Origin of the sequence: Streptomyces sp. PTY087I2 (assembly GCF_001687325.1) — a bacterium.
Lineage (GTDB): Bacteria > Actinomycetota > Actinomycetes > Streptomycetales > Streptomycetaceae > Streptomyces.
The window spans coordinates 76,866-100,325 of the sequence record NZ_LZRD01000027.1 but is presented as its reverse complement, the minus strand read 5'-3'; the positions used below and the strand labels follow the sequence as shown (position 1 = coordinate 100,325).

23 protein-coding genes and 2 pseudogenes are annotated in these 23,460 nt (G+C 70.8%); 11 read left to right on the top strand and 14 right to left on the bottom strand.

All coding sequences use genetic code 11. The features are described 5' to 3' along the window. Positions 1 to 55 precede the first annotated feature (55 nt). Complete coding sequence (locus tag A3Q37_RS27860; protein ID WP_065488430.1) at positions 56 to 547, top strand: hypothetical protein; 492 nt, start codon at positions 56 to 58, stop codon at positions 545 to 547. Between the two features lie 57 nt (positions 548 to 604). Here the strand turns inward: A3Q37_RS27860 and A3Q37_RS27855 are convergent, their stop codons facing one another. Together A3Q37_RS27855 and A3Q37_RS27850 are read right to left on the bottom strand one after the other, a co-directional pair. After that, on the bottom strand, positions 605 to 2,608 hold the full coding sequence (locus A3Q37_RS27855) for a serine/threonine-protein kinase (protein WP_065488429.1): 2,004 nt from the start codon (positions 2,606 to 2,608) through the stop codon (positions 605 to 607). A 47-nt stretch (positions 2,609 to 2,655) separates the two neighbouring features. After that, the gene (locus A3Q37_RS27850) at positions 2,656 to 3,450 is read right to left on the bottom strand and encodes an SDR family oxidoreductase (RefSeq protein ID WP_065488427.1); all 795 of its coding nucleotides are present in this window, start codon (positions 3,448 to 3,450) and stop codon (positions 2,656 to 2,658) included. 203 nt (positions 3,451 to 3,653) lie between these two features. Between A3Q37_RS27850 and A3Q37_RS27845 the strand changes: the two genes are divergently transcribed. The 3 genes from A3Q37_RS27845 to A3Q37_RS27835 all read left to right on the top strand — a co-directional run bounded on the left by A3Q37_RS27845 (position 3,654) and on the right by A3Q37_RS27835 (position 5,764). Further along, positions 3,654 to 4,415 carry an SDR family oxidoreductase gene (locus A3Q37_RS27845; RefSeq protein WP_065488458.1) on the top strand — a complete coding sequence of 254 codons (762 nt, stop codon included), beginning with the start codon at positions 3,654 to 3,656 and terminating at the stop codon, positions 4,413 to 4,415. Between the two features lie 54 nt (positions 4,416 to 4,469). Further along, the gene (locus tag A3Q37_RS27840; RefSeq protein ID WP_065488425.1) at positions 4,470 to 5,366 is read left to right on the top strand and encodes a LysR substrate-binding domain-containing protein; all 897 of its coding nucleotides are present in this window, start codon (positions 4,470 to 4,472) and stop codon (positions 5,364 to 5,366) included. A gap of 68 nt (positions 5,367 to 5,434) precedes the next feature. Then, positions 5,435 to 5,764: a nuclear transport factor 2 family protein gene (locus tag A3Q37_RS27835; RefSeq protein WP_065488421.1), complete on the top strand. Its 330-nt coding sequence runs from the start codon at positions 5,435 to 5,437 to the stop codon at positions 5,762 to 5,764. A gap of 19 nt (positions 5,765 to 5,783) precedes the next feature. On the opposite strand, the gene A3Q37_RS27830 is transcribed toward A3Q37_RS27835, so the two are convergent. From A3Q37_RS27830 to A3Q37_RS27820, 3 genes are all read right to left on the bottom strand, one after another. Continuing rightward, positions 5,784 to 7,238, bottom strand: a complete 1,455-nt coding sequence (locus A3Q37_RS27830; protein ID WP_065488419.1) for a helix-turn-helix domain-containing protein — start codon at positions 7,236 to 7,238, stop codon at positions 5,784 to 5,786. Positions 7,239 to 7,333: 95 nt separating this feature from the next. Then, on the bottom strand, positions 7,334 to 8,140 hold the full coding sequence (locus A3Q37_RS27825; protein ID WP_006126586.1) for an SAM-dependent methyltransferase: 807 nt from the start codon (positions 8,138 to 8,140) through the stop codon (positions 7,334 to 7,336). Then, complete coding sequence (locus tag A3Q37_RS27820) at positions 8,115 to 8,984, bottom strand: helix-turn-helix transcriptional regulator (RefSeq protein WP_065488418.1); 870 nt, start codon at positions 8,982 to 8,984, stop codon at positions 8,115 to 8,117. The genes A3Q37_RS27825 and A3Q37_RS27820 overlap by 26 nt, the downstream gene beginning before the upstream one ends. 356 nt (positions 8,985 to 9,340) lie before the next feature. On the opposite strand from A3Q37_RS27820, the gene A3Q37_RS27815 reads away from it, so the two are divergent. Both A3Q37_RS27815 and A3Q37_RS27810 read left to right on the top strand, forming a co-directional pair. Beyond that, the gene (locus A3Q37_RS27815) at positions 9,341 to 9,778 is read left to right on the top strand and encodes a hypothetical protein (RefSeq protein WP_065488416.1); all 438 of its coding nucleotides are present in this window, start codon (positions 9,341 to 9,343) and stop codon (positions 9,776 to 9,778) included. A gap of 45 nt (positions 9,779 to 9,823) precedes the next feature. After that, a complete protein-coding gene (locus A3Q37_RS27810; RefSeq protein ID WP_065488415.1) occupies positions 9,824 to 10,342 on the top strand; it encodes a proline dehydrogenase in 519 nt (172 codons plus the stop codon). 44 nt (positions 10,343 to 10,386) lie between these two features. Here the strand turns inward: A3Q37_RS27810 and A3Q37_RS27805 are convergent, their stop codons facing one another. The 5 genes and pseudogenes from A3Q37_RS27805 to A3Q37_RS27785 all read right to left on the bottom strand — a co-directional run bounded on the left by A3Q37_RS27805 (position 10,387) and on the right by A3Q37_RS27785 (position 15,993). Next, a complete protein-coding gene (locus tag A3Q37_RS27805) occupies positions 10,387 to 11,595 on the bottom strand; it encodes an APC family permease (protein WP_065488412.1) in 1,209 nt (402 codons plus the stop codon). Positions 11,596 to 11,880: 285 nt separating this feature from the next. Next, a complete protein-coding gene (locus A3Q37_RS27800; RefSeq protein WP_218064574.1) occupies positions 11,881 to 13,419 on the bottom strand; it encodes a serine/threonine-protein kinase in 1,539 nt (512 codons plus the stop codon). Further along, the gene (locus tag A3Q37_RS38080; protein ID WP_065488410.1) at positions 13,413 to 13,985 is read right to left on the bottom strand and encodes a hypothetical protein; all 573 of its coding nucleotides are present in this window, start codon (positions 13,983 to 13,985) and stop codon (positions 13,413 to 13,415) included. The genes A3Q37_RS27800 and A3Q37_RS38080 overlap by 7 nt, the downstream gene beginning before the upstream one ends. A gap of 314 nt (positions 13,986 to 14,299) precedes the next feature. Continuing rightward, a pseudogene (locus A3Q37_RS38075) lies at positions 14,300 to 14,953 on the bottom strand (serine/threonine-protein kinase); the annotation flags it as partial. A 221-nt stretch (positions 14,954 to 15,174) separates the two neighbouring features. Continuing rightward, positions 15,175 to 15,993 carry a DUF6585 family protein gene (locus A3Q37_RS27785; RefSeq protein WP_255311969.1) on the bottom strand — a complete coding sequence of 273 codons (819 nt, stop codon included), beginning with the start codon at positions 15,991 to 15,993 and terminating at the stop codon, positions 15,175 to 15,177. A 532-nt stretch (positions 15,994 to 16,525) separates the two neighbouring features. Between A3Q37_RS27785 and A3Q37_RS38070 the strand changes: the two genes are divergently transcribed. Genes A3Q37_RS38070 through A3Q37_RS27770 form a run of 3 tightly spaced genes read left to right on the top strand, consistent with a single transcriptional unit; the run spans position 16,526 to position 19,181 of the window. Next, entirely contained in the window at positions 16,526 to 16,777 is a 252-nt protein-coding gene (locus tag A3Q37_RS38070; protein WP_255311968.1) for a hypothetical protein, read from the top strand. Next, positions 16,774 to 18,594: an alpha/beta hydrolase gene (locus A3Q37_RS27775; RefSeq protein ID WP_065488405.1), complete on the top strand. Its 1,821-nt coding sequence runs from the start codon at positions 16,774 to 16,776 to the stop codon at positions 18,592 to 18,594. Before A3Q37_RS38070 ends, A3Q37_RS27775 begins: the two co-directional genes overlap by 4 nt. After that, positions 18,591 to 19,181, top strand: coding sequence for a hypothetical protein (locus A3Q37_RS27770; RefSeq protein ID WP_065488404.1), 591 nt, complete (start codon positions 18,591 to 18,593; stop codon positions 19,179 to 19,181). Before A3Q37_RS27775 ends, A3Q37_RS27770 begins: the two co-directional genes overlap by 4 nt. A 51-nt stretch (positions 19,182 to 19,232) precedes the next feature. Here A3Q37_RS27770 and A3Q37_RS27765 read toward each other — a convergent pair whose 3' ends face one another. After that, complete coding sequence (locus A3Q37_RS27765) at positions 19,233 to 20,078, bottom strand: inositol monophosphatase family protein (RefSeq protein ID WP_079138018.1); 846 nt, start codon at positions 20,076 to 20,078, stop codon at positions 19,233 to 19,235. A gap of 116 nt (positions 20,079 to 20,194) precedes the next feature. Further along, a pseudogene (locus tag A3Q37_RS36055) lies at positions 20,195 to 20,597 on the bottom strand (transposase); the annotation flags it as partial. Positions 20,598 to 21,113: 516 nt separating this feature from the next. On the opposite strand from A3Q37_RS36055, the gene A3Q37_RS27760 reads away from it, so the two are divergent. Together A3Q37_RS27760 and A3Q37_RS27755 are read left to right on the top strand one after the other, a co-directional pair. Then, entirely contained in the window at positions 21,114 to 21,527 is a 414-nt protein-coding gene (locus A3Q37_RS27760; RefSeq protein WP_065488402.1) for an apotyrosinase chaperone MelC1, read from the top strand. A 46-nt stretch (positions 21,528 to 21,573) separates the two neighbouring features. Beyond that, positions 21,574 to 22,401, top strand: coding sequence for a tyrosinase MelC2 (locus A3Q37_RS27755; RefSeq protein WP_065488397.1), 828 nt, complete (start codon positions 21,574 to 21,576; stop codon positions 22,399 to 22,401). A 36-nt stretch (positions 22,402 to 22,437) separates the two neighbouring features. Here the strand turns inward: A3Q37_RS27755 and A3Q37_RS27750 are convergent, their stop codons facing one another. Both A3Q37_RS27750 and A3Q37_RS27745 read right to left on the bottom strand, forming a co-directional pair. After that, positions 22,438 to 22,677 (bottom strand): DUF397 domain-containing protein, encoded by a 240-nt coding sequence (locus A3Q37_RS27750; RefSeq protein WP_065488395.1) that lies wholly within the window; start codon positions 22,675 to 22,677, stop codon positions 22,438 to 22,440. Beyond that, on the bottom strand, positions 22,674 to 23,444 hold the full coding sequence (locus A3Q37_RS27745; protein ID WP_065488450.1) for a helix-turn-helix transcriptional regulator: 771 nt from the start codon (positions 23,442 to 23,444) through the stop codon (positions 22,674 to 22,676). The genes A3Q37_RS27750 and A3Q37_RS27745 overlap by 4 nt, the downstream gene beginning before the upstream one ends. Positions 23,445 to 23,460: the final 16 nt, after the last annotated feature.

The following is a 23,460-nucleotide window of genomic DNA, read 5'->3' as shown; positions in this document are numbered from 1 at the left end:
GTGACCCGGCGGCCGCCGCGCGCCCGCCCCGCCGCCGCGGCGTAGCCTGGACGCCGTGAACGCCGACCCCCGAATCCTCGCCGTCCTCGACACGCTCCTCGCCTCCGCCGCTCCCGACGAGCGCGGCGCGCTGTGGCATCTGGCCGAGCCGGGGCGGGAGTTGGACGCCAATCTGGTGCGGCTGCCGCCGGACGCCGAGGTCGGGGAGCATCAGGAGGACGTGCTCGACGTACTGCTTGTGGTGCTGGAGGGGGCGGGCCTCCTGAGGGCGGGCGGCCAGGTCCATGACCTGGACCTCGCGCCCGGCGTCGTTCTCTGGCTGCCCCGGACGTCCCGGCGCGCCCTCGCGGCGGGGCCCGACGGGCTCACGTACCTCACCGTCCACCGCCGCCGCCCCGGCCTCGCGATCAAGCCGCCGAGCGGGGCGTACGAGGGTGGCGAGGGGCCCTGCATGCTGGACCGGGTCTGCCCGGAGTGCGGGCGGCTGTCGCAGGACCCCTCGCCGGTGTTCTGTAGCCGGTGCGGGGAGCGGTTCCCGGAGCGGTGAGCCGGGGGTCGTGAGCCGGGGGTCGTGCCCCGGGGTGCCCCATCGTCGGCGCGGCCCTCAGAACCCCTCGCACTCCGTCAGTTCCGGGCGGCCCGGCGGGTTCTTGTTGCCCACCAGCCCCGACAGGTTCTCCTTGTACATGTCCTCCCACACCCGGCCGGCCAGGATCGTCCGCAGCGCCGAGCACACCTCGCCCTTCAGGATCGGCGACTTCGGCCGCATCGCCACGCCGTAGCCCTCCGCGCCCTGGATGTTCTCCAGCCGCCGCACCTTGCCCGGGTTGGCCTCGACGTACCCGGCGAGAATGATGTCGTCCGAGGCCACCGCGTACACGTCGGACCTCGGGTCCAGCAGCTTGTCCAGGCAGTCCTGGTAGGTGTTGGGCTGCGATTTCGCCATGGTGAAGCCCTGCTTCGGCAGCGCCTTCTCGTACGTCGACTCCCGTGCCGTGCACACCTCGACGCCCAGGTCCCGCAGATCGCTGGAGTCGTTGATCGTGTACTTCGCCGACTTCTCGCGGACCAGGAAGCCCCGGCTCGCCTCGTAGTACGGGCCCGCGAAGTCGACGCTGTAGCCGTCGGGGCCGGCCGTCTTGCGGTCGTCGGTGATGCTGTACGAGGCGATGACCAGGTCCACCTGCTTGGTCTTCAGCGCGGTGGACCGGTAGTCCGTGGCGACCGTCGTGAAGGCGACCTCGTCCTTGCCGTACCCCATGCTCTCGGCGATCGCGTACGCCAGGTCGATGTCGTAACCCTTGTACGTACGCGTCTTCTTGTCGAACTTGCTCAGCCCGGGCTGGTCGTCCTTGACGCCGATCTCCAGGGTGGGGTGCGTGTCCTTCCACTGTTCCTGGCTGCCGTTGCCGGCCCCTCCCCGGCCCTCCGTCGAGCCGGCCCGGTCGCCCCGTTTGCCGTCCTTGCCGTCGCCCCGCGCGGCCAGCCAGCCGGCGCCGGCCAGCAGCGTCACGCACACGACGGCCGCCGCGATCTGCCACCCCCGGTAGCGGGAGCGCCGCTGCCCGCTCGCCGCCGGAGGGTCAGGTGCGGGCTCGGGAGCCCGAACAGCCGTGCGCAGTACGGGCGTCGGGGGCGTCGCGGGGTCCGGCGTGGAGACCTCCGTCGGCGGATGCGTCGCCGCGCCCGCCGCACCGGCGTTCGGCGAGGCCGGGTCGTCGAGCACCTCGCGGAGCATCGCCTCCGCCGTCGCCGCGTCCAGGCGGTCCCGGGGGTCGGTGATCAACAGCCCCTGGATGACCGGGGCGAGGGGCCCCGCGTACCGGAGGACGGGGTCGGGGGAGTGCCGGATGTTCTCCTGGACCTCCCACACCTCGTGCCCGGCGAACGGCACGCGGCCCTCGACCGCCTCGTACAGCGTGACGCCGAGCGCCCACAGGTCGGAGGCGGGCGTGGGGCCGGGAGAGGCGGGGGCGAAGAGTTCGGGGGCCAGGTAGGAGGGGGTGCCGATGACGCTGCCGGTCCGGGTCACCCGGTCCGCGCCCTCGAAGGTGGCGATGCCGAAGTCGACCAGGATCGCGAGGCCGTCGTCCCGGACGAGGACGTTGCCGGGCTTCACATCCCGGTGGACGACCGATGCCGCGTGGACCGCCCGCAGGCCCTGGAGGACCTGGAGGCCGATGTTCGCGGCGCGCGGCACGGCGAGGACCCCGTCGCGGCTCAACAGGTCCGCGAGGGACCGCGCTTCGAGCAGCTTCATCACGATCCAGACCTGGTGGTCGGTCTCGACCCGGTCGTGGACCGTCACCACGTTCTGGTGCTCGATCTTGGCGATGGCCTCCGCCTCGCGCCGCGCGCGCTGCATCGCCGTCGCCTGCGTGCCCCCGGTCACGGCGTTCCGGTCGAGCAGGCCCTTGACCGCGACGAACCGGTTCAGCCGCCGGTCGTGGGCCTTCCAGACCTCGCCCATCCCGCCGCTGCCGATCTGCTCCCGCAGCTCGTAACGGCCGTCGATCACGGTCCGGGGGGCGTCGTCGTCCGCCCGGCGGTCGGCGAGGCGCCCGTCCTGCCCGTCGTCCGCTCTGCCGGTCCGGTCTTCGTTGTGCATACGAAACCCCCTGTGCACTACATGGACCAGCTCAGACTAGACACCTTCTAGCCTGCCGCGCCGCCGTTGCTCTTCAGCAGCTGGCCGTTGATCCACTGACCTTCGGGGGAGCAGAGGAAGTCCACCAGATGGGCGGTGTCCCGAGGGGTGCCGAGCCGGCCGAGCGGGGTGCCCGCGGCCAGGGTCTCGCGCAGGTCGTCGGTCATCCATCCGGTGTCCACCGGGCCGGGGTTGACGACGTTCGCCGTCACTCCGAGGTGGGCCAGCTCGTGCGCGGCGGCGAGCGTGATGCGGTCCAGGGCCCCCTTGCTGGCGCCGTAGGGGAGGTTGCCCACGGTGTGGTCGCTGGTGAGCGCGACGATCCGGCCGGTGGCGGTGCCCGGTGCGCTGCGGAAGCGGAGACCGTACTCCCGGATCAGCAGCCAACTGGCCCGGGCGTTCACCGCGAAGTGCCGGTCGAACGCCTCCACGGTGGTGTCCAGCAGCCCCGAGTCCACCGACTCCGCGTGCGAGAGGACGAGCGCGGTCACCGGTCCGCCGAGGCGCTGCTCGGCCTCGTCGAAGATGCGGGCCGGTGCGTCGGGGTCGGTGAGGTCCGCCTCGATCGCCGCCGTACGGGCTCCGGCCTCGGCCAGCTCCTTCGCGATGGACTCGGCGGCCCCGGCTTCGGCGCCCCACTCCATGCGGCGGTCGTACGGCGTCCAGTAGGTGAAGGCGATGTCCCAGCCGGAGGCTGCCAGCCGCCGCGCGATGCCCGCGCCGATGCCGACACTGCGGCCGACGCCGGTGATCAGGGCGATGGGACGGGACGGAGCGGGCGAAGGCTGTTCGGTGATTGTCACGCGGTGATCCTTCGTGACTCGTACGGCGTACGTCAATGGCCTTTCCGGTCACGCGGGCAGTACCCGTGCGCCCGCGCTGACCTGCGGTGACCCATCTTCCTGGTGGGCCGACGCGATCTTTGTGTTTCCCCGCGGAGGCAGGCGCTCCTAGCGTGGACACCGGAAACCACAACGAACGGCACATATCGGAGAGGGAGTCCGTCATGAGTGAGCAGCAGCAGTCGCTGAAGGGGAAGACCGCCGTCGTCGCCGGGGGCGCGAAGAATCTCGGGGGCCTGATCAGCCGCTCGCTCGGCGAGGCCGGAGCGAACATCGTCGTCCACTACCACGGCGAGAACACCGCCGCCGACGCCGAGAAGACGGCGGAGGCCGTACGGGGCACAGGCGCCCAGGCCGTCGTCGTCCGCGAGGACCTGACCCGCGTCGAGGGGGTGCGGAGCCTCTTCGACCAGGCGCTGGACGCCTTCGGCGGGGTGGACGTCGCCGTGAACACCACGGGCATGGTGCTGCGGAAGCCGATCGCGGAGACGACCGAGGAGGAGTACGACCGCATGTTCGCGATCAACTCCAAGGCGGCGTACTTCTTCCTCCAGGAGGCCGGTGCGCGTCTCAACGACGGCGGCCGCATCGTCAGCCTGGTGACGTCGCTGCTCGCCGCGTTCACGGACGGGTACGCCACCTACGCGGGCGGCAAGGCCCCGCTGGAGCACTTCACCCGGGCGGCGGCCAAGGAGTTCGCCCCGCGCGGGATCGCGGTGAACAATGTGGCCCCGGGGCCGATGGACACGCCGTTCTTCTACCCGCAGGAGACGCCGGAGCGCGTGGAGTTCCACAAGTCCCAGGCGATGGGCGGCCGGTTGACCGAGATCGAGGACATCGCGCCGCTGGTGAAGTTCCTCGTCACCGAGGGCGGCTGGATCACCGGCCAGACGATCTTCGCCAACGGCGGCTACACGGTCCGCTGACCCCTGTCGGCGGTTCGCTGACCTCAGTCGGCCGATGGCGTCCGGGAGGACCGCGTGAGTCTGGACCTGCGCAAGCTGGAGCATCTCGTCGCCGTCGCCGAGGAGGGCGGGTTCACCCGGGCGGCCGAACGGCTGCATCTGAGCCAGCAGGCGCTGAGCACCTCCATCCGCACCCTGGAGCGGCACGTCGGCGTCCGGCTCCTGGACCGGGGCCACCAGCACGTCACCCCGACCCCGGCCGGGCAGGCCCTCATCGACGACGCCCGGGCGCTCAGCGCCCAGGCGCTCGCCGCCCTGGACCGGGCCCGCCGCATCGGGCGCGGCCAGGCCGGGCATCTGCGGATCGGCCACACCCCGGCGGTCACGGCGGAGGAGGTCGTGGAGCTGCTGACCCGGGCCGGTACGGAGGAGCAGGGCATACAGGCCCACGTCCGCCAGCTCTTCCCCGACGAACTGCGCGAGCAACTCCTCACGGGCGCCTGCGACCTGGGCCTGACCCGGGCCATGCCCGCCGACACGGGGCTGACCCGGGCGCGGATCGCCGAGCACCGCCTGCGGATCGCCGTCCCCGCCGGGCACCCGTTCGCCGCCCGGCCCGCGGTGGCCCTGGCCGATCTGCGCGGCCAGCCGCTCACGGTGTGGGGCGAGGCCGGCTCGTCCGCGTACACGGACCTCCTGATCGGCCTGTGCCGTCAGGCGGGCGTGGAACCGGACGTCCGGCGCAACCCGGTCCAGGGCACCCCGCCGGTCACCGCCGTCACCGCGACCGGCCGCATCGCCTTCGTCACGACGCCCCCGGGCCCGGCGGCGGGCGGCGCGGCGTACGTCGTCGACCTGGACCCGCCCGTGCACGTCCCGGTCCACGCGCTGTGGCCCGCGCACACGACGTGCCCGGGCCGGGACCTCTTCCTGAGGGACGACAGGGACGGCAGGGACGACATGCGGGGGTGAACCCGCCGACAGAGACTCGGTGGGTGGAAGACAGAGACTCGGTGGGAGGAAGAAAGAGGAGGAGCACGATGACCACATCGATCAGCGATCCGGTGGTGGAGAAGTTCATCGCCGCGGTGAACGCGGGCGACAAGGACGCCTTCTTCGCCGATGTCCTCACCGAGGACGCCACCATGTCCGACGACGGCAGCGAACGGGACCTGGCGGCCTGGACGGAGAAGGAGATCTTCTCCCCGCAGGCCAACGGCCGTATGAAGGTCGTGGAGGCCTCCGACGACGGCCGGGTCCTCGTCGTCGACTACACGAACGACACCTGGGGCACGATGCGGACCCGCTGGGTCTTCACGGTCACCGGCGACCGCGTCAGCCGCTTCGAGACGGGCCAGGCGCCGTCCTAGCCCTGCTCTCCGCCGCCGCTCACAGCCGGCGGTAGGTGCGCCCGCCGCGCCGGGGCAGGGCCGCCGGGTCGTCGGGACCGGTCCGGGTGGCCCGCAGCGCGAGGTGGATCTCGGCGCGTACGGTGGCGTCGCCGAGGTTCTGGGCGAGGTGTTCGGCGCACTGGGTGAGCCAGTTGGCCAGGGTGGTGCGGTGGACGTGCAGTTCGGCCGCGGCGGGGGCGGTCCGGGCGTGGTGGCCCAGCCAGCAGGTCAGCGCGATCCGCAGATGCGGCTCCAGACCGCCGACCAGACCGCGGGCCCAGGACCGGGCCGCCTCGGTGTCCAGGAGGCCGGCGGGCAACGCCTCCAGCCGGGCGGGGCCGTTCCCGTTCTGGCTCCCGCTGTCGTCGGCGGGGGCGGGCGCGCGGAGGGCGAGCAGCAGATGCGCCTGCACGGTGGCGTCCTCCAGGTCCGCGCCCAGCAGCCGGGACAGCTCGCGTATCCGGGCCCGTACCGTACCGGCGGACAGCCCGAGCGCGGCGGCCGCGCGGGGCTTGGAGCCGGTGCGGAGCCAGACGAGCAGCAGGTGCTGGTGGGCCGGGGTCAGCGGGCGCAGCACGGCCCGCGCCCAGCGGGCGTACGGGGCGGTCGGCAGCAGGGGCGTGAGCCGGGAGGTGCCGACGGCGTCGGCGGGGACGATACGGCGGTCGGGGGTGGCGCTGTGCCGGGCGGCGGCGGCGTCGCTGTGGGCGGTGGGCATCTCGGCCAGGGGCAGCGGCCCGGCCATGCCCGCCAGCAGGTGGTGGCGCTCGCTCACCCGGGAGACCAGGCGCAGGACGCGGCCGTCGTCGCCGCCGCGGTGGAGTTCGGCGACGACGAGTTCGCCGTCGAGCCGGCCCAGCAGGGTGCAGGCGTCGGCGTGCGGGGCGAGCGAGGGGCGTACGGCCCGCCACAGGACCTGGTGGGCGGTGGGGACGTCGGCGCCGGTGAGCCGGTAGACCGTGACATGGGTGAGCCGGTTCCCGCCCAGGGTGTCGGCTACGGCGGTGGTGTGGCCGGCCAGCAGCAGCCGGACGAGCGTGGTGTGCAGCCGCATCTGCTCGCCCCGCAGCTCCGCCGCCCGCTGCCCGCGCACCTCCAGGAGGGCCGCGGTGGTGGTGGCGACGCGGGCGGCCTGTTCGGGGGAGACGGTGGGCCCGGGGGCCAGGACGAGGACGGCTCCGGCGGCCGGGCGCTGGAGGCAGTGCGGGTGTTCCCGCGGGGCGGCGGCCGCGTGCACGCCGTCGGCGGCCGAGGCGGCGGGGGTGCTGTAGACGGCTCCGGCGATCGGGTCGGCCAGCACGGCCCAGCCCTGGACCAGCAGGGCGGCCTCGGCGATCAGATGCGCACCGGACCGGGTCGCCGCCCGCAGCAGCCGGTCCGTCGTCTCCCGCGCGTGCCGGGCGCCGCCGCCCGGACAGGCGGCCTCGTGGCCGGTCGTACCTGTGGTGCTCATGGGAGAGAGCCTCTGCGGGCCGTGCGCGCCGCGTACGGGACATCTGGATATCTCCCGTACGCGACAAGGCTGTTGGGGGTGGGATCGGACGCGGATCAGGGGATGCGGGCGACCGCGCCCCATCCGGCCCGGGCCGTGGTGGTGCCGGTGTTGGCGTCGGGGCGCCAGTTCGGCCAGGACACCATGCCCGGCTCCACCATCTCCAGCCCGTCGAAGAACGCGACCGTGGTCTCCGGCTCCCGGAAGATGTACGGGATCGCGCCGCTCGCGTTGTACTCGTCCTGGACGGCCCGGTGGGCCTCGTCGGACGCGGTGGAGTGACTGAGCGAGAGGTAGCTGCCGGAGGGCAGGCGTTCCACCAGCCGCCGGACCAGGGACAGCGCGTCGTCCCAGTCCACGATGTGCCCCAGGACGTCGCTGATGACGAGCGCGACGGGCTGCGTCAGGTCCAGGGTCTTGGCCGCCCCGGTGAGGACGGTCTCGGTGTCGCGCATGTCCGCCTCGACGTACGCGGTCGCGCCCTCGGGGGCGCTGGTCAGCAGCGCGTGGACGTGCAGGAGCACCAGCGGGTCGTGGTCGACGTACACGATCCGGGACTCCGGGGCTATCCGCTGGGCGACCTCGTGCGTGTTGTTCGCGGTCGGCAGCCCCGCCCCGACGTCGAGGAACTGCCGGATCCCGGCGTCCCGGGCGAGATAGGTGACGGTCCGGCGCAGGAAGTCCCGGGACTCCTTCGCGAACGTCTCGATCAGCGGGTACTTGCCCCGGTAGGCGTCGCCCGCCGCCCGGTCCGCCGGGAAGTTGTCCTTGCCGCCGAGCCAGTAGTTCCAGACACGTGCGGAGTGCGCGACGCTCGTGTCGATCTGCGCGGGCAGTTCAGGCCCATTTCCGGTCGTACTCATCCTGTAGTACCTCTCTGGTTCGGGCCGGCCGTATCGCCATCACGCACGACACGTCCAGCATTCCCTGATACGTCTGCACGGGGTGCGGGCTGTCCCACACCTCCGCCGTGCCGGGCAACCCGCCCTCCCGCACCACATGATCGGCGATCTCCCGGATCTCCACCCGGTACAGGGAGAGGGCCGGTACGCCGGTCAGCGGGTGCGGAGGTGCGTACTCGGGATGCAGTTGCATCGTCACATCCCCGCGCTCCGCTGTCCGTTGAAGCATCTCGAACTGCTCGCGCATCACCTCGTCGTCGCCCACCTGGCAGCGCAGCGCGGTGACGGGCAGGACGGCCCAGAGGCGGGTCTGCTGTTCCTGGAGCCGTTTCTGACGCTCCACCAGGAAGTCTGCCCGCCGCTGCCGGGCCGCCGCGTCCCGTTCGGGGAACATGACCTCGTCCACGGCCATCGCGTACGCCGGGGTGCGCAGCAGCAGCGGGACCAGCGCCGGATGCCAGGTCCGGACGACGCCGGCGGCGGACTCCACGCTCATCAGGTCCATCTGCCAGGGGGCCATGGCGTCCCGCCAGGGGTGCCACCAGCCGGGCATGTTGGCGGCGTTGAGCCGCCCCATGATGTCGTCGGTCTCCGCCGCGCCGGCCCCGTAGAGGCCGAGCAGATCGGACACCTGCCCCACGTCGAGGGAGGTCTGCGCCTGTTCCAGCCGCCGCAGCGTCGAGGGATGCCAGCCCAGTTGCGTCGCCGCCTGCGGTACGGACAGGCCGGCGCCCTCCCGCAGGCGCCGCAGACGGGCCACCAGGACCAGGTGCCGTGCCGTACGGCCCGACCGTTCGCGCGCCACGGTTGCCCCCTTCCGGCTCCGGCTCGATCTGTCCGACATTCCGCGCAGTCTGCGCGCAGTGCACACAGAGCACCTTGCGACGCTCGCACGGCGCTCCCAAGGTAAGCATGTCCGACTCCATCGCACGCCAACTCGGTAAGACCGGGCCGATCTTGCCCCATGCCCCGCAGCTCCCGCCTCCCGCCCCTTCCGGCCCCTTCCGCCTCAGCTTCGCCGCCCCGCCAGCCGCTCCGCGTACGCGCCCAAATGCTCCGGTACTTCCGTACTCCGGTACTCCCGTACTCCCGTACTTCCGCACCCCGTTCTGCCGTTCCGTGCACCGTCGTTCCGGCGGCCCGTTCTCTGGAGCCCACCGCATGAACCACCCGACCGGCCTGACCGACCCGACGCCGCTGAACCACCTGGCGGACGTGACGCCGCTGATCCACCCGAAACTGCGGTCGGTCGTCGCGGCTCCCCGGCCCGCCCAGCCCCGCCCGCTCGACCTGCGCGTCCGCGCCCAGCGGATCCAGATCGACGAACTCGTCGTCGACGACCCCCACCAGGTGCTCGCCCACGCCCGGCAGGCCGCCCTGGACGACCCGGAAACGGCCGAGCAGTTGGGGTACAGCGCGACGGACGAGCTGCCGCTTCCGGACGCGGCGGCGCTGCTGTGCGCGCTGTACGACACGGACACCCTGACGGCCATGGGCCTGCGCCTCACCCGTCACACCACGCGCGTCTCCGCCTCCAACCAGCAGACGGAGCCGGTCTCGTTGGTGCGGTCCACCGCGCCGGAGGGCCAGGAGGGCTGATTCTTCCGGCCGTTGGGCAGCGTGGGTGCGGGCAGACTGGAGTGCATGGACTCTGGACTCGCCGCACTGCTGGGGGCCGCCGTAGGTTCCGCCGCGACGCTCGGGGCGGCGATCGTCAACGGCCGCGCCCAGGCACGGTCGCAGCACGCCCAGCAGAGCCGCCAGCACCGTCGTGAGGCGTACGCCCGGTACCTCGGCGCGCTCCACGACCGCGACCTCGCCATGGACGCCGTACTCGACGCGCTGCGCCCGGACCGGCCCGATCGGACCGCGATCGAGGAACTGACGGTCCGCTTCGTCACGTTGGCCCGTGAGGTCCACCGGACCTGCGAGGTCGTCATCCTCGAAGGCCCGGCAGCGGTCGCGGCCGTCGCGGAACGCGTCTCCAACGCCTCCGCCGACCTCTCGTACGTCATGCGGAGCATGGCCGAGGATGCCCGCGCGGGCGACACCACCCGCAAGGCGGAGCACGCAGCCCTGGCCGCCGAACGGGAGCGGGCCCTCTACGAGACGGTCAAGGAATTCCGCGTGGCGGCCCGTGCGGCCATCGGCCAGGCGGTCTGACGGCAACGGGGTCGTGGGGCGCGGGCCGGGGTGTGACGAGAGGGCTACCGGGACACCGCGTGGCGGATGCCGTACGCGGCGGCGCCGACGAGGAGGACGGCGGCTCCGGTGAGCACGGAGGGCAGCGGCAGGGCGAAGGCGAGGACGAGGCAGCCGGCCAGACCGGTGACGGGGATGATCCGGGCCGGGCGGCCTTCGGCCCGGGTCAGGGTCCATGCGGAGGCGTTGGCGATGGCGTAGTACGCGAGGACGCCGAAGGAGGAGAACCCGATCGCTCCGCGTACGTCGGTGGTCGCGGCGGCCACGGCGACGACGGCGCCGACGAGGAGTTCGGCCCGGTGGGGGACCCGGAAGCGCGGGTGTACGGCGGCCAGGGCGTGCGGGAGGTGGTGGTCGCGGGCCATGGCCAGGGTGGTGCGGGAGACGCCGAGGACGAGGGCGAGCAGGGAGCCGAGGGCCGCGACGGCCGCGCCGACCCGTACGACGGGGACGAGCCAGCCGGCGTCGGCCGCCCGCGCGGCCTCCGTGAGCGGGGCCGCGGCGGAGGCGAGTCCGTCGGGGCCGAGGACGAGGAGGACGGAGACGGCGACGAGGGCGTAGACGACGAGGGTGATGCCGAGGGCGATCGGGGTGGCGCGAGGAATGGTGCGGGCCGGGTCGCGGGCCTCTTCGCCGAGGGTGGCGATGCGGGCGTAACCGGCGAACGCGAAGAACAGCAGCCCGGCTGCTTGGAGCACACCGGCGGCCGTGGCGTCCGTACCGATCTCCAGGTGGGCCGCATCGGCGCTGCCGGAGGTCAGGGAGGCGGTCGCGACGGCGGCGAGCACTGCCAGGACGACCGCCACGATGACGCGGGTGAGCAGGACGGACTTCTGGATGCCCGCGTAGTTGACCGCCGTCAGGGCCACCACGGCGGCCACCGCGACCGCGTGGGCCTGGCCCGGCCAGACGTAGGAGCCGACGGTCAACGCCATCGCTGCGCACGATGCGGCCTTGCCCACGACGAACGCCCACCCGGCCAGGTACCCCCAGAACGCGCCGAGCCGCTCACGCCCGTAGACGTAGGTGCCGCCCGAGGCCGGGTAGAGGGCGGCGAGCCGGGCGGAGGAGGCGGCGTTGCAGTACGCGACGACAGCGGCCAGCCCGAGCCCGAGCAGCAGCCCGGACCCGGCGGCACGGGCGGCGGGGGCGAGCGAGGCGAAGATCCCGGCGCCGATCATCGACCCCAGGCCGATCACCACGGCGTCCGGCACGCCGATACGCCGCTGGAGTTCGCCCGGGGGTGCGGATGCGGATGCGGCTGCGGCTGCGGCTGGGGATGCGGCTCTGCGCGGGGACGGACTGCTCAATCCGTGTCTCCTTGCGGCCATGTTCTGCTTCTGCGGTCCGCCGCACGATAAGCGATCTCGGTGAATCCTTCACCGAGAAGGTGGTGAGGAGAGGAGGCGATCAGGGCGCGTGAAACTGTGCGGCGGCAGGACCTGGGGCAGGGCCTCGGAGGGCCCCAATGCTTCCGGATCGACTGGGTGCCAGGCTGGCTACTGGGTTGGGGTGGCGTCCACGGCGGCCTCGGCGATCCTTATCGCCTTCTGCTCGCAGTCGGAGGGTTGCGGCTCGTCCCAGAGCTTTACGGACACGATGAGGTTGTCCGCACGGACGGAGAGCGCACATCCGCCGCCGCGGGACGGCGAGGAGTTCCAGTACGCCTCGTCGGCGAAGGCGAGACCGGTCGCGGAGCGCTCGCCCCGCCCGAAGATCTCCTTCTGGAGCGCAGCGCCGCTCTGGGATTCGTACGAACGGCGCAGGTTCCAACTGACCTCGGCGAAGGGAAAGACATTCCAGCTGTCCGGCTTGAGCGGGTTCTTCTTCTGCCAGGAGCAGGTGGTCTCCAGTGAGGAGGTGAGGTCGTCACGGTCTGTGCGCTGTTCCGGCAGGGGGAGCTTCGGCGCCGCTTCGGCGCAGGTCGGCATCCTGAGGTACCGGTCGGTCGGCCCGTCGGTCCGTACGAACCACCAGGCCCCGGCGCCCAGTACGCCCAGGGCGGCCGCGGCTGCGGCCCAGTCCCGGATCCAGCGCCTTCGCCGGGGTGGGGCGGTCCCGGCCGGGGTCGACAGTTGGGTGACGACGGCGGTGAGGGCGTCCGGCCGGGGCGGGACCGCCACCGGCTCGGGGGTGGGGTCCTTGGCCAGGAGGCGGTCGACGCCCGCCCGTTGCTCGGCGATCGCCGCTCGGACGGCCGGCGGCCAGGGGTGGGCGACGGGGGTCACCGGCCCCAGGGCGGCGAGGAGTTGTGCGGGGGTCGGGCGGCCCGCAGGGTTCTTGGCCAGGCAGGCGGCGACGAGACCGCGCAGCTCTACCGGCACGGCGTCGAGCGGGGGTTCGGTGTGCACGACGGAGTAGAGCTCCTGGAGGGGCGAGGGCCCGGCGAACGGGCTCTTCCCCGTCGCCGCCAGGACCAGGACCGAGCCGAGGGAGAACACGTCGCTCGCCGGAGTGAGTTCCCGGCCCTCCGCCTGCTCGGGGGACATGAACGCGGGAGAGCCGACGACCAGCCCCGTGCCGGTCAGCTCGGTGAGGTTGCCGCTCTCGGCGGCCCGCGCGATACCGAAGTCGATGACCCGCACCCCGTCCTCCGACAACAGGACGTTGTCCGGCTTCAGGTCGCGGTGGATCAGCCCCGCCCGGTGGATCTCGTCCAGCGCCGCCGCCAGGCCCACGGCGAGCCGCCGTACGGTCTCGGCGGGCAGCGCGTCCGATCGCTCCACGGCCGAGCCGAGGGAGGGTCCGGCCACGAACACGGAGGCGAGCCAGGGGGCGGCCGCCTCGGTGTCGGCGTCCAGGACGGCTGCCGTGCAGGCCCCGGACACACGCTGGGAGGCAGCAACCTCGCGCCGGAACCGGGCGCGGAAACCCTCGTCGGCCGCGAGCCGGGCGTGCACCTGCTTCACGGCGGCGAGCCGCCCGTCCGGCGCGACGCCGAGGAGCACCCGCCCCATGCCTCCCCGGCCCAGTTCGGCGAGGAGCCGATACGGGCCGACCCGGTGCGGGTCAGCAGGACCGAGGGGGCGGATCACCATGCCTTCACCGCCGCCATGAACTGCTGCCCGGTCTCCTCGGCGACGCTCTCACAGCGGTCCGCCGGAAGGGTGGGACGATCCACCGCCACGAAGAGGTTCAGATTCCCGTCCCGCCCGCGCAGGACGCATTGGTCGCCGGCCCTCTCCCACAGGGCCTCTTCGACGAAGTCGAGGTCCGAGACGCGCGAGGTGGTGCCGCGCCGGTAGAACTCCTCGTAACGCTCCTTCGCCCGCTCGGCGCCGGTCCGGCCTTCGGCGCTGTCGTACTGGTCCCAGGTGATCGTGATCGTGTCCTCGGAGCCGGCGCTCCACCTGCACTGTTCGGACCACCGCCCGCCGGGCGGCGGTCCGGCCGGGTCCCCCGTGGCCGGGTAGCGCTCCGCGACGAGTCCGGCGGGCGTCTCGACCCGCGCGTATATGTGGGCGCAGTCGGGCGGCGCCCCGGTGTACCGGTCGGCGACCCGGTCCAGCGGTACGTCCCCCGGCGTCGGGACCGACTCCGGCACCACCAGGTAGAACACATCCGCCGCCCAGCCCGTCGCCGCGCCCACCGCGCCGGTGACCACGAGGACGCCGGCGACGACGGCTGCCGCGATCCGCCCCGCCGGGGCCGGCGTCGGGGAGCAGGGACGGGAGCCCGTACAGGAGTGGGCGGGGAGGCCGGGTTGGGAGTGGGGGGTGAAGCCGGTACGGGCGCGGGCGGGGGAGCGATGGTCGGCGTGGTATGGACGACCAGCCGCTCGGCCTCCGTCCGCCGGGCCGTGATTCGGGCGTGCACGGCCTGCGGCCAGGGGCGGGCGGCGGCCGGCACGGACCCGAGGCGGGCCGACACCTCCTGCGGGGAGGGGCGCAGTGCCGGGTCCTTGGCAAGGCAGGCGGCGACGAGATCCCGCAGGTCCGGCGGTACGGCCGTGAGGTCGGGCTCCTCATGAACAACGGCGTACAGCATCGCCGGAACCGAAGCGCCGTCGAAGGGTGGCCTGCCCGTGCAGGCCAGGGCCAGGGTGGCACCGAGCGCGAACACGTCAGCGGCGGCGCCGGGATTTCCGCCCTCGATCTGTTCGGGGGCCATGAAGGCGGGGGAGCCGATGAGGGCGCCGGTGTGGGTGATCCTGGTCGCGTGGTCGACGGCCCGCGCGATGCCGAAGTCGATGACCCGGACGCCGTCCTCGGTGAGGAGGACGTTCGACGGCTTCAGGTCCCGGTGGACGAGCCCGGTCCGGTGGACGTCGGCCAGCGCCCGTGCGAGCCCGGAGGCGAGCCGCCGCACCGCCTCCTCCGGCAGCACGCCAACCATCTCCAGGGCCTCACCCAAAGTGGGTCCGGGCAGGAACAGGGAGGCGAGCCAGGGCGCGGGGGCGTCCGGGTCGGCATCGACCACCGGCGCCGTATAGGCCCCGGAAACCCGCCGGGAGGCGTCCACCTCGCGCCGAAACCGGGCGCGGAAGCCCTCGTCCTGGGCGAGGTCGGTGTGCACGCGTTTGACGGCGACGAGGCGCCCGTCCCCGGCCGCCGCCAGCAGGACCCGGCCCATGCCGCCCTGGCCGAGCACGGCGATCGTCCTGAACGACCCCACCTGCGACGGATCGTCCGGCCCCAGTGCCTGCATGTTGAGCTCTCCCCCGCATGGATGACTCGAACCAGCACGTGATCCTAGTGGCGCTTGTCATGTTGGTACGGGGCTGGAGTGAGGCGGTGTCAGGTGGCGCGCCGGCCGCCTTTGCGTCATCCGTTCCAGCCGGCCGCCGGGCTGTTCTATGGCCGGCGAAGGTGGTCGGCCAGGGCCAGGAAGACGAAGAAGTTCGGCATCTCTGACACTACGGGGGTAGTCACCGCAGTGGCGCCCAGCGAACGCCACTTCCCGGCCATCTTGATCTTGACGTAGCCGCCGATCACCCTGATCTCCTCGATCTGAGTCCACTTCGCGGCATCGCGCGCCGAACCCACTGCCTCCCGGGATATCCACAGCTTGCCGAAGTTGAGCGATTCCCCCGAGTGGATCGCGGCGAGGGCCTTGGGGAGCTGTGCTCGGGTCACTCCTTGCTGGATGGCCGTCCCCCACTCCTGTGGTTTGGAGAACTGCCCCTTCTTCACCACCCTGTCCGACCGGCCGCGCAGCACGATGTTCCGCTCGTCGATATCGGTGAGCGTGTACCAGTACTCGGTGTACCCGGTGGCACCTGTGTGCCGGATGCTCCTTTGGAGAACCGATGTGCTGTCGTAACGCACGGCATGGGCCTGGCCCTTCACGACTGCGGTGAGGCCGTGCTCGTACAGGTCGAGCCGAAAGCCCTCATTCCTCTTCGACGTGCGCCGATCGAACCAAAGGCTGATCAGAACCGCTACGAGCAACCCGCCGGGAAGCACTGCCACGATCGGTTCGGTCGTGAGGGCCAGGACAAGTCCGAGCCCTCCGAGCACAATCACCGCGGCCACGGCGCAGCCGCGGAAGCCATCCGTCTGAGATCCGGGATAGGTCGCGGACCGTTTGCCCAGACGCCCGCGGTCCGCGGCTTCGTCGATGCTTGCCTGGAGCTGGTCCTGGGCATGCGATCGCCCGTCTTCTCCGGTCACTTCTCCCCCTTGAGCTCCGGTGTATCGCCCGAGTCCGGCGATGAGCACGAGGGATGCTAGCGCCCCAAGATGGCTCAGCGATGATCATTTCAAGACACCGTCCAAGAGGCGGCGAACTCGACGAGCGATGTCCAGGTGTCGGACGCATGGAGGCCCATGCTCGTTTTCCCGGAATGCATTCGCTACAACAGTGCGCTCTCTGTTCGGTCCCTTGTGCAAGCACAAGGGACCGAACAGCACAGTTGTCCAGCCATTCCCATGTCTGGAACTCGTTCCCGATCGCATACATGTGCTTGACCTTCGTTAGTCTGTCGAGGCGCGAGAGCGAAGCGTAGGCAGACGGGGGAGTTGCGTGTCCGATTCGGAGCGATGGCAGGGACTGTTCGGACCGGCGGAAGACGGCACCGCGATGAGGCTTGCCTCGGCGTCCTCCGGCCCTGGGGCCGGGGCAGGCGGAGCAGGGAACCTCAAATACAGCAAGGGCCCTTGGACCAGTGCGTCCGGCACCGCCGGTGATCTGCGGACAAGGACGGTGACGAGCCGGACGGTGCTCGGGCGCGGCCACGAGGGCGTCGGGGCGGGTGCCACCGGATTCAGCTCCGCCGCGGCCCTCAAGAGCGTGCTGAAGTCCTGGGAAGAACGCCTTCAGGCAGTACGGGACGAGTGCGAGCAGCTCCAGGGGAACCTGCTGACGGTCGCCAAGGAGATGGGGGAGTCGGAGACCGCGGTCAAGGCGTCCCTCAAGGGCGTCCACGTCCCCGGCAAGGCGGACGAGAAGCGATGACCGAAACCCTGACCTGGCAGCTGCTGCGCGACCTCAAGACCTCTGAGTTCACGCAGGCGGGCGACAAATGGCACGAGGTCTCCAGCCGTTCGGCCTCCGACCGGGGGCGGGTCGACCGGGCGATGTCCGCGAAGCTCCGGGAGACCCAGGAGAGCGATTCGGCTGAGGCGGCCCTCGGCCGGCTCCGACGCCTCAGCCGCAACTTCCAGTACGTGCACACGGAGTGCGGTCTCATCCGGACAGCGCTCAACGGGCTGGCCGGCGATCTCGCCGAGCCTCAAAAGCAGTTGAAGCAGGCACTCGCGGACGCCGCCTCCCTGAACTTCACCGTCCACGAGGACGGGTCCGTCAGCTACCCGGCCGTCAAGGTCGAGGACCTGACCGGGGCGAAGCAGGAAGCACCGGGCGGTAGTTCCCAGGGAAGCTCGCGCCTTCCACTGGATCCGCCCGGCCTCGGCTCGCCGGGGCAGCCGTCGCTGTATCCCGGCTACTCGGGCTTCAAGCCGGTGAACCCGAACGCGGAGAAGGCGCAGGACGTGGCCGACCGTATCGCCCGGGCCGTACGGTCCGCGCGCGAGATCGACGCCCGGTACGCGAAGACGCTCAACGGACTGAGGGCGGAGAAGGGCCTCGACGTCACCGCGGCCACGCTGAAGGACGTCGCCCGGGACACCGCCGACGTCCGCTCCACCGCGGGCATGCACCTCGCCGAAGGCATCCCGCAGGACAAGGACCCCGCCGAGCGCAAGAAGTGGTGGGACGGGCTGACCGATGAACAGCGGCAGGAGTACCTGAAGGTCGCACCGGATCTGATCGGCGATCTCGACGGGATTCCGGCGGCGGCCCGCGACGAGGCGAACCGGAACTACCTGCCGGTCCTCATCGATGAGTTGGCGCGGCAGAGCGGCGACGAGGCGAAGACCAAGCTCAATGCCCTCCGCATGATTCAGGGCAAACTGAACGGGTCCAGTCACCCGCCCATGTATCTTCTGGGCATCGGGGACGAGGGCAACGGGCGTGCGATCGTGTCGTACGGCAACCCCGACACCTCCAGGAACGTCTCGGCGTACGTTCCTGGTCTCGGCACCAAGCTCGACGAGGACTTTGTCGAGGAAACGATGAAACGGGCTGAGGACACTGCCCTTGGCGCCCGGGAAGTGGATCCATCTACCGCTTCCATCATCTGGCTCGGCTACGACGCCCCACAGAGCCTGGACGTCATGTCGAAGGGCGACGCCCAACGCGGTGCTCCGGCCTACAACGAGTTCATGGCAGGCCTCTCGGCGACGAATGGGAACGGGGACCCGCATGTGACGGCGATCGGGCATTCCTACGGCTCGCTCACCGTGGGCACGGCCGCGAAGGAGGCCGGCGGGATTCCGGGCGTCGACGATGTGATCCTGCTCGGCAGCCCCGGCGTGGACGCGCAGAAGGCGACGGAACTCGGCGTGGGCAAGGAGCACGTGTTCGTCGGCGCCGCCGACAACGACCCGGTCACCCACCTGCCGACGAAGGCGGAGTCGTACCTCGGCTCGTCGGTCGGCTGGGTGCTGGGAGGTCCGGAGGGGGTCAGGACGGCGAATGACCTCTTCGACCTCGGCAACGATGATGTGTACTTCGGGAAGGACCCGGCGAGCGCGGCCTTCGGGGCACAGCGCTTCGCGGTCGACGACGGGCCGAGGATGGTGCTCGAAGCCGGACGGTTCAAGGCCCACTCCCAGTACTTCGATCCGGATAGGGATCGGGAATCGGCGGACAACATCGCCAATATTGTCGGCGGGCGTCCTGAGGCCGTCGTGAGGGAGAAGCACCGATGAGGCGCATAGCGCGGACTGTTCATCTGACCTGTGCGGGGGTTGTGGCCGGTGTGCTGGTCGCTGGGTGTGGGCTGGTGGGCGGTGCCGAGAGCGGAAATGGGGCGGTGGCAGACATGGACATGCAGGAGGCAGCGGAGCGTGCCGACGAGGTGTTCTACGCGACGGTCGGCGAGATCAAGCCGGAGGTCGACTGGACCCACCGCGCGACAACGACAGGCAGCTGCGACGTAACGCGTTACTGGACGGTCATGACGGTCGTCTCCGAGCAGCGCCGGGGCAACTTCCTGGGGGTGGTTGAGCGCTTCTGGAAGGCGAGCGACTATCGGATCGACATGGTGAATCCGAGCAAAGACCTACCCACGATCATCGCCACGTCGCCGGACGGTTTCGGGATCAGGGTCAAGTTCGGCTACAAGGGGCAGGCGTTCTTCGAAGTCACGAGTCCCTGTGTGGACAAGTCGAAGGTGGCCCCGCCCACGAAGCTCGCGAATGGTCGCACGTACGAGGGCGAGATCCCCACCCCCAACGTCCGCTCCGACTTCTGGTCCGCCGAGTCCCCGGTAGCGAGCCCCGCCCCGTCGTCCTGACGTCGTTACTGACCATTTCAGGATGAACGTCAGCGTCGGCACCCTGTTGAGTTACACGCCGTCGTCGAGGGCGTACAGGTCGCGGCTGCGCGGCATGCCTTCAACCAGGTTTAGGATCGCTTCGTGGAGTAGACCGTTGGTGGCCAACACCGTCATGTCGCCTTCCAGTACGGGCTCGCCTCCGAGGTCCGTCGCCCGGCCGCCGGCTTCCGACACGATGACGGGCATGGGTGCCACGTCCTCGTAACCCATGGGTGGGCCGGCGATCACGACGGCGTCCGCGCGGCCGGTGACGAGGTCAACGATGCAGCCCATCGACGCCATCAGGAACACCTGTCGGTGGAGAGCGGTGAGGAGTTCCTCCGGCCAGCCGGCCGGGTTGAGTGCCTGTGTCCTCGCTCCGCGCGTGCTGGTCCGCTTGGTGACTCGGGCGCGGTGGCCCGATTTCAGGTCCGGGCTCTCCCCGGTCAGCACCCAGCAGCCCAGGCCCCGCCCGGCTACGACCATCTGTCGGCTCATGGGCATGTTGATCACCCCGATAGCGGGACCATATTCGTCCTCGTAGGCGATGTCGTTGGAGAACAGCGGCCACCGGCGGGTGAACGACGTGGTGCCGTTGATGGGGTCGATGATCCATCGTCTCCCTGACAGCCCGGTGGTCGAGCCCTTCTCCTCCCCGTAGATGCCGTCCTCCGGCACACGGCGGGCCAGCTCGTCCCTGACCAGCTCTTCGACGGCGAGGTCGATCTCGGTGACCTCGCTGCCGTCTTCCTTACGGCGGCTTCCCCACTCTCCGAAGAAGCCCTGCGCGGACACCTGGCCGGCCCGCGCGGCCAAGTCGACAGCGAAGTCGAGGAGCTCTCGGTCAGCGGGAGGGGCGTCGAATGTGTGATCCATCCAGTGAGCCTGTCACGACTTCCAACACCAAGGTGCGCCCTCCTTCAACCGACCGGCTCAGGGCGACGTTCGGAGTCGGCGTAGGCAGATGCTCCCGCTTGGCGCTCTTGGTCCAGGCGGCGGTACTTGTCGTAGTCGTAACCACGGTCGCCGAACAGCCGCTTGGGCCTGCGGTGAGGTCGCCCACGAGCACCGCGGATGTGCGGTATCGCGTCCAGCAGCGGGATCAGCTGAGGGACGTCGTGGCGGTTCCCGCCAGTCAGGGAAACGGACAGAGGTGTTCCGTGTCGGTCGGTGATCAGACGGTGCTTGCTGCCCGGACGAGCGCGATCGACCGGCGAAGGCAGCCGGCACGTCGGCCCAGTTCACCCCTTTGCGCAGCACGTAGACGATCCCACGCAAGGCAGCCCGGTCCTCCACCGGCAACCGCCCCGGATACCGACGACGACGCGGCGGGCGAGGAGGAAGCAACGGCGCGATGCGGTCCCAAAGGCCATCGGGTACAAGACCATCCGCCATGGGAAAAGTCCGCCCCGGCCCATGTCACAACAAATCCCCCACCAACTCATTCTGAAATGCTCAGTTAGGCGATACGTCCGCGACGTCTACCGACCGGCGTGCTGCCGGACACCGGGCCGCTCGTGGGTGTGGTGTCCGACGGAGGGTTCCGGACAGCTTCGAGCCGTGAGTGATGCCACGTCTTTGTGTGTTTGACAGGAGATTATTCGGGGATTCGACGGTGAATCCGTAATATTTCCTTGCAGTTCCGATTCGCCCCTCCCGGGACAGCAAGATCAACATCGTCGGACTCTGCCCCTCCCGTTTCGCCGTGTCCGTATGGCGGCGAACCGGATCGCCGCGACTACTCCCGCCCGGGCATGTGGCTGTAGGCATATTCCATGACTGCATGCCGGATGCTCCGACCCTGACCGAGTCGGGCGGCACCGGCAGTGACATGCCGTCATTCGTGGGGTTCTCGAGGGCGCCTGCCTTCGATCCCCGTTCACCCGTCGCCGTACCTGGGGGTTCTTTTCCATGTCTCCATTCACTCGTCGTCGCGCTGTCGGCGCTGCCGCCACTGCTCTGACCGGCCTCGCCCTGACAGGCTTCGCGCGGGCGGCAGGAGGGTCGTCGCCCGACCGCCGGACCGCAAGCGATCAGCTCTCCGGGGGACACGCAGGGCACTCGGAAACGCATGGGCACGGAAGTCCGCAGCCGTTCCGCGAAACCTTTCAGGGGCGCCTCATCGAGGGCGCGCCGACGCATGACGACGGGCACCACGGCGGCTACTCCGTGCGGGTCGACGGCGAGGAACTGCATGTGATGCGGAACGCGGACAGCACGTGGGTCAGCGTCATCAACCACTACGAGACGTTCGCCACCCCGCGCGCGGTGGCCCGGGCCGCCGTGATCGGGCTCCAGGGCTCCGACCTCGTACCCCTGCTGTGATCAGCCCATCCGCCCGCTGAACGTTTTCGAACCGGGGAGCAACCTCATGACCGTACGCAAGAACCAGGCGAGCCTCACCGCCGCCGAGAAGCGACGCTTCGTCGACGCGCTGCTGGAACTCAAGCGCACCGGCCAGTACGACACCTTCGTGACCACGCACAACGCCTTCATCATGAGCGACACCGACAACGGCGACCGGGTGGGTCACCGGTCGCCGTCCTTCCTGCCCTGGCACCGCAGATTCCTCATACAGTTCGAGCAGGCGCTCCAGGCCATCGACCCTTCCGTGGCGCTGCCGTACTGGGACTGGACGGTGGACCGTACCGCCGCCGCCTCGCTGTGGGCACCCGACTTCCTGGGAGGCACCGGCCGCGAAAGGGACGGGCAGGTCGCCGAGGGGCCGTTCGCGGTGAGTGGCGGCAGATGGCCGGTCACGGTGACGGTCGACGGGCGCGGCTTCCTCCGCCGCGCGCTCGGCTCCGGCGTACCGCAGTTGCCGACCCGCTCGGAGGTGGACGCGGTCCTTGCCATGCCCACCTACGACTCCGCGCCCTGGAACAGCGCTTCGGACGGGTTTCGCAACCACCTCGAAGGCTGGCGCGGCGCCAATCTCCACAATCGCGTGCATGTGTGGGTCGGAGGCCAGATGGCCACCGGCGCCTCGCCCAACGACCCGGTCTTCTGGCTGCACCATGCGTTCATCGACCGGCTCTGGGCGCAGTGGCAGGCACGCCACCCCCGCTCCACCTACCTGCCTGCCACCCGGACGAGGAACGTCGTGAGCGTCGACGACGTCATGCGGCCGTGGAACGACGTGACACCTGCTGCCATGCTGGATCACGCGGCGTACTACACCTTCGACACCCTGGCATAGCGCGGCGGCGGGTTCCGGGCCGACCTGTGACGCCGCCTAGGACGCGGCGAACTCCACGAAGGACGTCCAGGTGTCGGGGGAGACGGCGAGCGCGGGGACGGTGAGGTCCTTGGAGTCGCGGACGTGGACGGTGTGGGGGCAGGTGGCTACCTCGACGCAGTCGCCGCCCTGGTTTCCGCTGTAGGTGGACTTGGACCAGGTGAGCGCCACCTCTATGCAGTTGCCGCTGTTCTCGCCGCTGTAGCTGCTTTTGAACCAATGGAGTTCTGTGCTCATTCGGCCAACTTCTCGATCTCTGCGCTGGAATTCTCGGGGTCGAGAGCTTGCGCCCGCATGTTGCCATACTTGCCGAACATGTTGCCCACGGTGGGCTCTTGGTCGGTGAGGGCCCTGTGGTCCTGGACTTCGAGGTAGGCCAGCCGACGCCGTTCCCTCGTTTCCAGGAGGACGAACGGTCCGCTCAAGCCGCTGTGGGTCTCGCGGCGGGGAGACATCACCTGGAGTGTCACATGGCGTAGCTGCGCCACCTCGAGAATGCGGGCGATCTGCCGACGGTGTACGGCCCGGCCGCCGATCGGGCGGGCCAGCGCGCTCAGTTCGAGGACGAAGCTGAGGTCGGGCACGTCCTTGCGCGTGATGAGCGCCTGGCGGGCCAGCCGGTCCGCGACCCGGCCTTCGACCACGTCGTCGCTCACCGGGGGGTAACCGCCCTGTAGAACGGTGCGAGCGTACGCCTCCGTCTGGAGGAGGCCGGGCACCACATGCGTCTCGTACTCGTGCCGGGCCGCCGCGTTCCTCTCGAGTTTCGCGAAGTCCTCGAACCAGTCCGCCAGGTAGCTTCCCGTCACGTCCGCCGCCGCCGCGATGAGTGCACCTTGTGCACCCAATGCGGCGTCAGCGCGCTCGACGAACGGTCCTCTCGGCGGCCGGTTCCCGCGTTCGACCATCGCTACCTGGGACTTGGAGAACCCGATCCTCCCGCCCAGGGCCTCCTGCGACAGCCCGGCCCGCTCGCGGAAGTGGCGCAGCAGTCGGCCGAACATGACGGCGTTGCCGCTC

Bases quoted from the DNA above. Each gene is read 5' to 3' on its own strand.
- A3Q37_RS27855 (WP_065488429.1), bottom strand. From the start codon at position 2,608: ATGCACAACGAAGACCGGACCGGCAGAGCGGACGACGGGCAGGACGGG.
- A3Q37_RS27845 (WP_065488458.1), top strand. From the start codon at position 3,654: ATGAGTGAGCAGCAGCAGTCGCTGAAGGGGAAGACCGCCGTCGTCGCC.
- A3Q37_RS27835 (WP_065488421.1), top strand. From the start codon at position 5,435: ATGACCACATCGATCAGCGATCCGGTGGTGGAGAAGTTCATCGCCGCG.
- A3Q37_RS27830 (WP_065488419.1), bottom strand. From the start codon at position 7,238: ATGAGCACCACAGGTACGACCGGCCACGAGGCCGCCTGTCCGGGCGGC.
- A3Q37_RS27825 (WP_006126586.1), bottom strand. From the start codon at position 8,140: ATGAGTACGACCGGAAATGGGCCTGAACTGCCCGCGCAGATCGACACG.
- A3Q37_RS27815 (WP_065488416.1), top strand. From the start codon at position 9,341: ATGAACCACCCGACCGGCCTGACCGACCCGACGCCGCTGAACCACCTG.
- A3Q37_RS27810 (WP_065488415.1), top strand. From the start codon at position 9,824: ATGGACTCTGGACTCGCCGCACTGCTGGGGGCCGCCGTAGGTTCCGCC.
- A3Q37_RS27800 (WP_218064574.1), bottom strand. From the start codon at position 13,419: ATGGTGATCCGCCCCCTCGGTCCTGCTGACCCGCACCGGGTCGGCCCG.
- A3Q37_RS27775 (WP_065488405.1), top strand. From the start codon at position 16,774: ATGACCGAAACCCTGACCTGGCAGCTGCTGCGCGACCTCAAGACCTCT.
- A3Q37_RS27770 (WP_065488404.1), top strand. From the start codon at position 18,591: ATGAGGCGCATAGCGCGGACTGTTCATCTGACCTGTGCGGGGGTTGTG.
- A3Q37_RS27765 (WP_079138018.1), bottom strand. From the start codon at position 20,078: ATGGATCACACATTCGACGCCCCTCCCGCTGACCGAGAGCTCCTCGAC.
- A3Q37_RS27760 (WP_065488402.1), top strand. From the start codon at position 21,114: ATGTCTCCATTCACTCGTCGTCGCGCTGTCGGCGCTGCCGCCACTGCT.
- A3Q37_RS27755 (WP_065488397.1), top strand. From the start codon at position 21,574: ATGACCGTACGCAAGAACCAGGCGAGCCTCACCGCCGCCGAGAAGCGA.
- A3Q37_RS27750 (WP_065488395.1), bottom strand. From the start codon at position 22,677: ATGAGCACAGAACTCCATTGGTTCAAAAGCAGCTACAGCGGCGAGAAC.
- A3Q37_RS27745 (WP_065488450.1), bottom strand. From the start codon at position 23,444: ATGTTCGGCCGACTGCTGCGCCACTTCCGCGAGCGGGCCGGGCTGTCG.